This is a genomic window from Clostridium psychrophilum, assembly GCF_018861705.1.
Taxonomy (GTDB): Bacteria; Bacillota; Clostridia; order Clostridiales; family Clostridiaceae; genus Clostridium_AD; species Clostridium_AD psychrophilum.
This window is the reverse complement of record NZ_JAHLEC010000118.1, coordinates 1-9,698: the sequence shown is the minus strand read 5'-3', so window position 1 is coordinate 9,698 and position 9,698 is coordinate 1. Positions and strand designations below refer to the sequence as shown.

General features: G+C 27.0%; 10 protein-coding genes. 4 read left to right on the top strand and 6 right to left on the bottom strand.

All coding sequences use genetic code 11. From position 1 onward, the window contains the following. Nucleotides 1-187 precede the first annotated feature (187 nt). Nucleotides 188-394 carry a hypothetical protein gene (locus KPL38_RS16460; RefSeq protein ID WP_216290238.1) on the top strand — a complete coding sequence of 69 codons (207 nt, stop codon included), beginning with the start codon at nucleotides 188-190 and terminating at the stop codon, nucleotides 392-394. A 260-nt stretch (nucleotides 395-654) separates the two neighbouring features. On the opposite strand, the gene ispF is transcribed toward KPL38_RS16460, so the two are convergent. The 4 genes from ispF to cls form a co-directional block, all read right to left on the bottom strand. Continuing rightward, nucleotides 655-1,149: a 2-C-methyl-D-erythritol 2,4-cyclodiphosphate synthase gene (ispF, locus tag KPL38_RS16455; RefSeq protein ID WP_216290237.1), complete on the bottom strand. Its 495-nt coding sequence runs from the start codon at nucleotides 1,147-1,149 to the stop codon at nucleotides 655-657. A 1,073-nt stretch (nucleotides 1,150-2,222) separates the two neighbouring features. After that, nucleotides 2,223-3,008 (bottom strand): 23S rRNA pseudouridine(2604) synthase RluF, encoded by a 786-nt coding sequence (gene rluF / locus KPL38_RS16450; RefSeq protein WP_216290236.1) that lies wholly within the window; start codon nucleotides 3,006-3,008, stop codon nucleotides 2,223-2,225. Between the two features lie 88 nt (nucleotides 3,009-3,096). Continuing rightward, entirely contained in the window at nucleotides 3,097-3,669 is a 573-nt protein-coding gene (locus tag KPL38_RS16445) for an anti-sigma-I factor RsgI family protein (RefSeq protein WP_216290235.1), read from the bottom strand. A gap of 179 nt (nucleotides 3,670-3,848) precedes the next feature. Continuing rightward, nucleotides 3,849-5,303: a cardiolipin synthase gene (gene cls, locus KPL38_RS16440; protein WP_216290234.1), complete on the bottom strand. Its 1,455-nt coding sequence runs from the start codon at nucleotides 5,301-5,303 to the stop codon at nucleotides 3,849-3,851. Between the two features lie 804 nt (nucleotides 5,304-6,107). On the opposite strand from cls, the gene truA reads away from it, so the two are divergent. After that, nucleotides 6,108-6,845, top strand: a complete 738-nt coding sequence (gene truA / locus KPL38_RS16435) for a tRNA pseudouridine(38-40) synthase TruA (protein ID WP_216290233.1) — start codon at nucleotides 6,108-6,110, stop codon at nucleotides 6,843-6,845. 84 nt (nucleotides 6,846-6,929) lie between these two features. Here truA and KPL38_RS16430 read toward each other — a convergent pair whose 3' ends face one another. Further along, the gene (locus KPL38_RS16430; protein ID WP_216290232.1) at nucleotides 6,930-7,115 is read right to left on the bottom strand and encodes a hypothetical protein; all 186 of its coding nucleotides are present in this window, start codon (nucleotides 7,113-7,115) and stop codon (nucleotides 6,930-6,932) included. Between the two features lie 59 nt (nucleotides 7,116-7,174). Continuing rightward, the gene (locus KPL38_RS16425; RefSeq protein ID WP_216290231.1) at nucleotides 7,175-8,041 is read right to left on the bottom strand and encodes a putative ABC transporter permease; all 867 of its coding nucleotides are present in this window, start codon (nucleotides 8,039-8,041) and stop codon (nucleotides 7,175-7,177) included. A 177-nt stretch (nucleotides 8,042-8,218) separates the two neighbouring features. On the opposite strand from KPL38_RS16425, the gene KPL38_RS16420 reads away from it, so the two are divergent. Together KPL38_RS16420 and KPL38_RS16415 are read left to right on the top strand one after the other, a co-directional pair. Next, nucleotides 8,219-8,794, top strand: a complete 576-nt coding sequence (locus KPL38_RS16420) for a nucleoside recognition domain-containing protein (RefSeq protein ID WP_216290230.1) — start codon at nucleotides 8,219-8,221, stop codon at nucleotides 8,792-8,794. A gap of 70 nt (nucleotides 8,795-8,864) precedes the next feature. Continuing rightward, nucleotides 8,865-9,383, top strand: coding sequence for a spore maturation protein (locus KPL38_RS16415; RefSeq protein WP_246578008.1), 519 nt, complete (start codon nucleotides 8,865-8,867; stop codon nucleotides 9,381-9,383). The last annotated feature ends 315 nt before the right edge of the window (nucleotides 9,384-9,698 follow it).

Sequence of the window (9,698 nt, the reverse complement as noted above, 5' to 3'; positions counted from 1 at the left end):
TTTATTGAAATTTTCATATTAATTTACAATATTTTCAAGAGGCATAGCCTAAAATTTGAAATAGCTTAACTCCTACCGGAGAAAATATAGCTTTTTGTGGCTTAATCATAACATTTTTAGCATAAATATCAGATAACAATAATATTTATTATTTTATAGTTAATAAATATTAAAGGGGTAGATGTATATGCTAAATAATATTCCAAAGTTAATTTATGATCTCTGTGGAGAAAAGGTAGAAGTTATGAGTTACACAAAAGTTTTTTTCAAAAATAAAAATGAAGAGGGTTATGTACTTCATGTAGAGCAACATGACAGAATAACATCTATAAATGAGTTTGATTTAGAAAAAAGAGAAGATAAATATTATTGTACAAGAAAATTATTTAATTAAGCAAATTTATAAACATAATTTTAATCGTAAATTAAATTAATCACACAGCCTTTATAATTAATAAGGTTTGTGTGATTTTTTATATCTACGTAATATAGCATCTTTTATAATATTAGTGTATGCAAATTATACACGATAATCGAGATTTATATGAAGATAGTTTTAACATGGTATATGTCTCGGTTAACATACAATTAGATGATTATAAGCGATGCTAGTCAATTTTACACTCATAACAAATGATACATTTAAATAAGCGATTAGCGTATTAAAGCAATTATAGCGTCATTATTTAAAAGACATATTGCATTAGAAGAGATGCCTTGTTGGCGGCCAGTAAAACCAAGGCCTTCTTCTGTGGTAGCTTTTACATTAATACTACCAATAGGTAATTGTAGTGCGGTCGCAATATTTATTACCATGTTTGGTATATAAGGTGCCATTTTAGGACTTTGTGCAATTATTGTAGCATCTATATTTTCTATTGTGTAGTTATTATTTTTTAGTAAACTGCCTACATGTTTAAGTAGAATAATGCTAGAGATTCCTTTATATCTAGTGTCATTATCAGGAAAATGTTTACCAATATCACCGAGAGCAGCGGCACCTAAAAGAGCATCCATAATAGCGTGAAGTAGAACGTCTGCATCTGAATGACCTAGTAGGCCAGTCTCGTGAGGTATGGTTACTCCGCCAAGTATTAAACTTCTGCCTTTAACTAATTTGTGCACATCGTATCCCATTCCAATTCTCAAATGAATTACCTCTTTTCAATTTAATTTATTAGTATTTATAATAAAGGACATCCATGTCTAATATTTGTTTTCATGTGCCTAATATACCATTTTAGAATGAGGTAATCAAGATATTTTGTTATTGCGATATATCTCTAATGATGAAAGTAAAAGAATTAAACATTAGTAAGGAAGCACATAAAAAGTTATTAACATGTTATCAACAAAACTGTGGATAATGTGCATAACTTAATATTTTAAATTAAATTATTTTTAGAAAATATGAATAATTTTACAAAAATTTCTTTAATTTATATATAAATGTAATTAAATGTAACAAAAATGGAGTAATTAACATCAGTTCCACAAGTTATGCACAGGTTAATTGTGGATACTGTGTATAAGTATCATCAAGTTAAAAATAATTTACATATATATACAAAGAAATATTATAATTGTGGACTAGTAAATTATAATGTGTACAATCTGTGAGTCTAAATGGATGATAGTAAAATATTTCAAGTAACATGTAAATTATTGAGAATCCAACCCGTGTAATATATTACCATGTAAAATTTTAATATTATCTAAACAAACATTATTTACATATTGTGGTATATAGTGTATAGATATCTTACTGAATAATATTGTAGATATAGATGTAAAATATGTGGACATAGTAGGCTTTTAGCAAGAGTAAAAAAACTGTATGTAATAAAATAGCATATGGGATGTGTATTTTGATAGTATTAGAGAATAGGATATAATCCACATGAATATGTTTACCACAGTATATGAAGCGTATACTGTGGTTTTAAATATAAGTGCATCATATTTAAAACCACAGAGAAAATAAAGATAAAATTGTTAATGGATTATAAACATTATTTTCAGTATATTCAGGAGTTAAATATAATAGTTGTTATTAACTAAGAGTAACAAGTTATCCACAAAATCTGTGTGAACAATGTTGATAACTTTCAAATAAACAAAAAAAGCACACAAATATGTGTACTTTAACGACCCAGGAGATGATTTAATGACATTTTTGATTTAAATATGGTAATGTACTATAGTTAAAAACATAAATATAATTATTTAGAAGCATTTTCAGTTTTAATAGAATTACTAATTAAATTGTTAATACCTAATAGTTCATTTTGTGATAGATATCTCCATTTTCCAATAGGTAAATTATCTATAGAAACATTCATAATTCTAAGTCTTTCAAGTTTTATAACAGCATAACCTAAAGTTTCACACATTCTTCGTATTTGCCTATTAAGACCTTGTGTTAAAATTATTCTGAAAACATATTTGCTTTCTTTTTTAACAAAACATTTTTTAGTTATTGTTTCAAGTATAGCTATTCCATTTGCCATATGATTTATAAAATTAGGGGATATAGGTTTATCAACAGTAACAACATATTCTTTTTCATGGTTATTACCAGCGCGTAAAATTTTGTTTACAATATCACCATCATTTGTTAGGAATATAAGACCTTGAGAAGGTTTATCAAGACGCCCTATGGGAAAAATTCTTTTTGGATAGTTAATAAAATCTATAATATTACCATTAATCTTATGTTCTGTAGTGCATGTTATACCAACAGGTTTATTAAAAGCGAGATAAATCAATTCCTCTTTGCTTTTTAAAGGGGTACCGTTTATTTCAATATAATCATTTACAGATACCTGAGTACCTAGTTCGGGTATAAGACCATTTACTTTGACTCTACCTGCATAAATCATTTTATCTGCTTCACGTCTAGAGCAGAAACCTGTCCCACTAATAAATTTGTTCAATCTAATTTTTGTTCCAAAATTTTCAGAGTGTTGAATAATATTCTTTTCTTTTGTGTTTTTTATGGTTTTCATCTCACACCGTCCTTTGCATTTATAAAATAAAGTTAAGCTGGATAATTCATATTACAGATATAAAACATAGGTAGTTAAAAATATATTGTTAATTAATGGGGGCTTGTCCATTGTTATTTAAAATGACATTAAAATCATGTGTTTCAGCATATCTATTAAATTCAGTTATGTTAATAGGTATTTTATTTTTATTGCCAGTAACAAATATTGAAATTTTAAAACCATCATCTGAATTTGCTTTAGTTAAGTATTTTTGTTTAATAGACTCATCTAGAATTAGATGCAAGGCTTCATCCAAAGTTTTATGGTCTAAAGATACAAGTTGCTTCATTTTATAGCCGCCAGAACTAATACCCTCAACTTTTGTAATTTTATTTGAACCATTTACATCCATTTTTAGAGAACAATTCATATCTACAATAACAGAGTAGTTGTATTTGTTATCTAGATATAATTTTCTTAATGAGAAAAAAAGTAATATAATACAAACAACTGACAGTAAGTATTTCCATGTTGCAGTTTTTTTTAATTCTTCACCTTCATAGAGTTCACCTACTATTGGTTCAGCTGTGTTTTTTGTGAGAGTAACAAATTCGTTATTTGAGGTTATAATGTATATTTTATCTTTCTCAATGTTTATTACTTTACCAGATTTTTGCATAAGTGCACTCCCTTCATATAACAATAGGTAATTATAATTAATATCTAATAGTATTTAACATAAGTTGAAAAATCAATAATTTTATTAGCTAAGTAAGAATATACAAAGTATAGCACTAAATTTAAAATTTTATTTTATAAAATAGGGAGTACGAAACACTTTGTGTAAATATTTATTTATCATAGTATAGGAGAGAGCAATCTTGATATAGATTCCTTGAATTTAACGGCAATACTTCTACTAATATATTTTTCGAGAGTTAGTTCAGTGCAGAATTTTAAATCGTCAATAAAAAAATAATCCAAATCAGAAGTTATTTTTTTATCATATATAAAAGCATTAATTTCGAAGTTTAAAGTAAAACTTCGAATATCTAAATTAGCGGTACCAACTGAGCTTATAGATTCATCAATAGAAAGAAATTTACTATGAAGGAATCCCTTGGTATAGGTGTAACATTTTACACCAGAGTCTAGAAGTTCACCCATATAGGAAGTAGATGCCCAATATACAAACGGATGATCTGGTTTACTCGGTATAATTATACGAACATCTACTCCAGATAAAGAAGCTATTCTCAAAGCTTCTAGTATACTATCATCTGGAATAAAATAAGGAGTTTCTATATAAATATTTTTTTCTGCTTTACTAATCATTTTTAGATAACCATTTTTAATAGAATTCCAGGTAGAGTCAGGACCGCTTGATACTATCTGAAGACCTGTTTTACCAACATGGGCTCTGTGAGGAAAATATTTATCCTCAAAAGTAGAATCTTCATTTGCGGCGAATCTCCAGTCCATTAAAAAATGTAATTGCAATGCATCGATTGCATCTCCTTGTATGAATAGATGTGTATCCCGCCAAAATCCAAATTTTTTGGAATGTCCTAAGTATTCATCACCTATATTAAAGCCACCTATAAATGCATATTGTCCGTCTACAGTACAAATTTTACGATGATTCCTAAAATTGACACGAAGATTAATATAAGGAAGAAAAGGTGGGAAAAAGCAAGCAATTTTTCCGCCAGCCTCAGTTAAAGGCTTAAAAAAAGATTTGTGAACTTTAAGACAACCCATACCATCATATAATAACTTTACTTCAACACCTTCTTTAGCCTTATCACATAAAATTTTAAGAATAGCGCCACCCAAAGTATCATTCTGGAATATATAATATTCCATATGTATATACACTTTCGCATTTTTAAGAGTCTCTTTAAGTTGATCAAATTTTGATTTGCCATCAGTAAATATAGTTACATGATTATTATTTGTGTAAAAGGAATTATCACTACAAAGGTTAAGCTTAATCATATCAGAATATTTATTTAAAAATGAATTAGTTTTAATTAATTTGTCATTATTTAAAAATTCCTTTTGTTTAGTAATAATTGAGGTAAGATTTTCTCTTTCTTCTTTTTTTAAAGAAAACATTTTTTTCCGTTTTAGATTTTGACCAAGAAATAAATATAGAACAAATCCTATACTAGGCAAAAATAGTAGTACCATTAGCCATGTCCAAGTACTAGCAGGGTTTTTACGTTCAAAAAAAACAACAGCTAAAGCAAAAATTATATTAATAAAAAATAACAAATTAAAAAAACGTAATAATAGTTCACTTGTAAACATATGAGCCTCCATAAAATTCATTTTATATTATTTGGTTTATCTTATATTAATAGTATACATATAAATGCATATAAAAAAACATTGATAATCAGTATAAAGTAAATATTTAATTTATTTTATAATTTTTTTCTTACTAATTGAATATATTTAAAATTTATAACTTATAATATTAAAGGAATAGCGAGTTGTATGGTATAATAATACTGAATTCTGTAAATTAATTTATGGTGTGAATAATAGGTCGAATTGAATTTACTATATATAGGTTGTTTAGAAAAATTGGATAGCAAAGTGGATTGCTTTTTCTACATCCTGACCTAAATTATTTAAAGAAGACAAATTAAGGGCGTTATTTATAGCTTTTAAAGCTTTAAGAAAAGGATATGATTATAATTTTGATGTTATGCAGATGATGTTTTGTTTTGTAGTGAACTAATTTATAAGTAGTATTTGTATTCAAAAAATAAAAAGAAACTTATTTTTTGACCAATAGTACCGTTAAAAAATTGATTTAGAATATGGTAGTTAAAAGAAATCTAAAAGAAAAAACGTATTGGATTTAAAAGTAACTTGGAAGTTATCAAAGCGGAATCCTGTAAAGCGTAGAATTCTGTTGAAAACAGAAATAAAATATCTTATAATAAAATTAAATTAAGTATTATCAAAATTAAAAATTATTTTGTATGGAATGTTTTAACTTTATAATAAATGTACATAATAAACGTATAAAATAGAAGTTAAAATTAAAATGCAGATAAAATAGTGGACTAAACTCTAAAATAGAAAGTAGGATAAGTAATAAATATGAGAAATATAAAAATTGTAATAGAATATGATGGCACTAGGTATAAAGGATGGCAGAGACTAGGAGATAGTGATAATACAATTCAGCATAAACTTGAATCTGTTTTGAGTAAAATGGCTGGAGAAAACATTGAAGTTATCGGTTCTGGAAGAACAGATGCAGGAGTACATGCATCAAATCAGGTAGCAAATTTTAGAACAGAATGTACAATGCCTGATCATAAGATGCTTAGTTATTGTTACGAATATTTACCAGAAGATATTGTGGTGAAGTCAGTTGAAGAAGTAGATACTAATTTTCATGCACGATATAATGTTAAGGTTAAGAAGTATGTATATAATATTTGTAATAATAAAGTACATGATGTATTTACTAGAAAATATGATTATCACGTAGCTTTACCTTTAAATATTGATAAGATGAGAAAAGCAGCAGAATTTCTAATAGGAGAACATGACTTTCAAAGTTTTACAACACTTAAATCTAAGAAAAAATCTACTGTAAGAAATATTTATACAATAAATATTGTAGATAATGATGGAAATATAGAAATTAGTATTCAAGGAAATGGCTTTATGAGAAACATGGTAAGATTGATAGTTGGAACACTTGTCGAAGTTGGACTTAGCGAGACAGATGCAAATGAAATTAACGATATATTAGATAAAAAGGAAAGAAAATATTCTGGGCATATTGCACCAGCAAAAGGCTTATTTTTAGAAGAAGTTGACTACTAAGCCGTTAAATGATTTAAAAATTAAAGGGATATATAAGCTTAAGCTTATATATCCCTTTAATTTTGTATTTCTAAATATTAGAATCTAGAGTATACCCTCATTTTTCAAAATATCTTCAATTTCATCGACTTTTTTAGAAAGAACATAAAAACTCTCTTTTAGTATATTTTTTGGAAGAGGAGTTTCCTTTATAGTTTTTTCTAATGCTTCTATAGTGTCTAATGCGTCATCTATACCCTTTTGTGCTAGTTTAAGATTATCTTGTTTCATTATTAAATCTCCTTTTACTTATGTTATTTGATTAAATATATATAAGAAATGTGAAAAGATTAATCTTGTTTATTTTTATGAATTTTATTTTTAACACCTTTTAAAATGATATCGAAGCCTTTAAATCGTAAATCAGGAAAGGCCTTTATAAGTCTTGAATAATCAGGACTTTTTTTAATATATAAAGAATCATATTTAATTTTTATTCTTAATTCTTTTATTATATTTTCAATATCAGATTTTTTCTTGCTCATTTTAATTTCAGCACTCTCAATTAATTGATCTAACTTAGTTTTTAATTCGGGGATACTTTTAGTATTACCTAAATTAATTTTTAAATCTGATAGTTTATTAGTTAGCTCTGAATATGTTGTATATAATTGTGTTAAAAGGTATTTTAATTTGAATATAGTAATTACAGTAAACGTAAAATCAATAACCAAATATAGAATGATAATATGAAAGAATATTATACCGGGTTTAGGTGGAATTGTTGCTACTAAATTAACAAAATAAGGTTGTATTATTTTTAAAATTAATACTGAAGCAGTCCCCCACATTATAGAAAACAACAAACAGACCCTTCCATTAAGATTGTATGGTTTATTACTATAATCCCACCATGTACTATTAAATACTTTTTCTAAGACATACCCTGTTATATATTCAACAATAGATGTTAGAAAAACTGAACCTACAAAAAGAATTATGTAATTATTTTCAATAGGTTTTAAAAAAACAATGACAGATAAAATAGCAAATCCGTATATTGGACAAAATGGACCATGAAGAAATCCACGATTTACAAATGCTTTTTTTTTAATTGTTGCGTATACTGTTTCGAGACACCAGCCCAAAAAGGAGTAAATTATAAAGTAATAAAATAGTACATACGCATTAGAATTTAGTAAAACAATGTTAATCATAAATGAGCTCCCTTTATTATGGCTTAGTATAATGAACAACAAAATGATAACACAAAAATTGTTTTTTATATAGGGAATAAAATGAATAAAATATTAATATATGCAAGTTTATAGAATTTGTTACATATATATTAGTAGAGAAATTGTAATTTGTTTCAAGGATTAGGGGGGAAATATGTGATAAATATCATTTGGTTTTTAATTTTATCATTAGGAATAGTAATTGGAATTGTTACAGGAAAAGGAGAAATTGTATCAAAAGCAGTTATTTCATCAACAAGTGGTGCCGTTGAGCTAATAATTGGACTTGTTGGGATGATGTGCCTTTGGTGTGGAATAATGAAAATTGCTGAAGAAAGTGGATTAACTGATAAATTGGCAAAACTGCTTAGGCCAATATTAAAAATTATCTTTAAAAAAGCTGGAAAGAATCAGAAGGCAATGTCCAGTATTACCATGAACTTAACAGCTAATATGATGGGCCTATCTAATGCGGCCACGCCATTTGGAATAAAAGCTATGGAAGAAATGCAGAAGATGAATAATGATAAGGATACAGCCAGTAATGATATGGCTTTATTTTTAGTTTTAAATGCTGCATGTATTCAATTTTTGCCTACAACAGTAATATCTATTAGAGCTGCTTTTAATTCTCAAAACCCAGCAATTATTATAATACCTGCAATAATCACAACAGGGACGGCATCAGTTTTAGGTGTGATTTATTGTAAAATATTACAAAAATATTTTTGATGAAAAATATATTAATACAATATTTAAATTTAAGCAGGGGTAGGTGAGTGGGGTGATTGTAGGTAATTTATTGTCATATCTTTTAAAAGGGATAATTCCAATTATTATTATGCTCGTAGTACTATATGGAGTTATTAAGAAAGTAAAGGTATATGAGTGTTTTGTTGAGGGATCGAAAGACGGAATAGCCATTTGCCTGAAAATTTTCCCATATCTTTTAGCTATGATTATAGCTGTTAATGTATTTAGAGCTTCTGGGGCTTTAGACTTTTTTATTCGTATTGTAAAACCAGTTGTTAAGTTTATTGGATTACCTCCTGAAGTTGTTCCTTTAGTTTTAATAAAACCTCTTTCAGGTAGCGGAGCTTTAGGTGTGTTTACTGACATAATAAAGCAATATGGACCAGATAGCTATATAGGAAGAGTTGCATCTATAATAATGGGGTCAACTGAAACTATTTTCTATACTTTAACAATATACTTTGGGGCTGTAAATGTAAAAAATATCAGGCATACACTAGTTGCAGCAATACTTGCAGATATAACTGCAGTTATAATGGCGGTTAATTTGGCTAAGTTTTTCTTTTAATTATATTTTAGAGCTTAAATAATATACAAATAAGATGTGACGTAAGATATATTGTAAGATATTAAAAAACGAGAGAAGTTTGGTTTTGTCCCCTATAATCTAAATATGTTTCTATATTATTTGTTAGGTATAAAAGCTGTAAAGAGATTAAGAAAAATCGAATAATAAAATTTAAATGTATAATTCAATAGTTTTTGGAAAAAATTATGTCAACTGAATTTGAAAATGTCCCAAAAAGTTTTAATTATTAGCACCAGCAATAGCTGGTGCTTTATTACGTTTTTAACCTATTTTGGGGTATAGCAAACACATCTT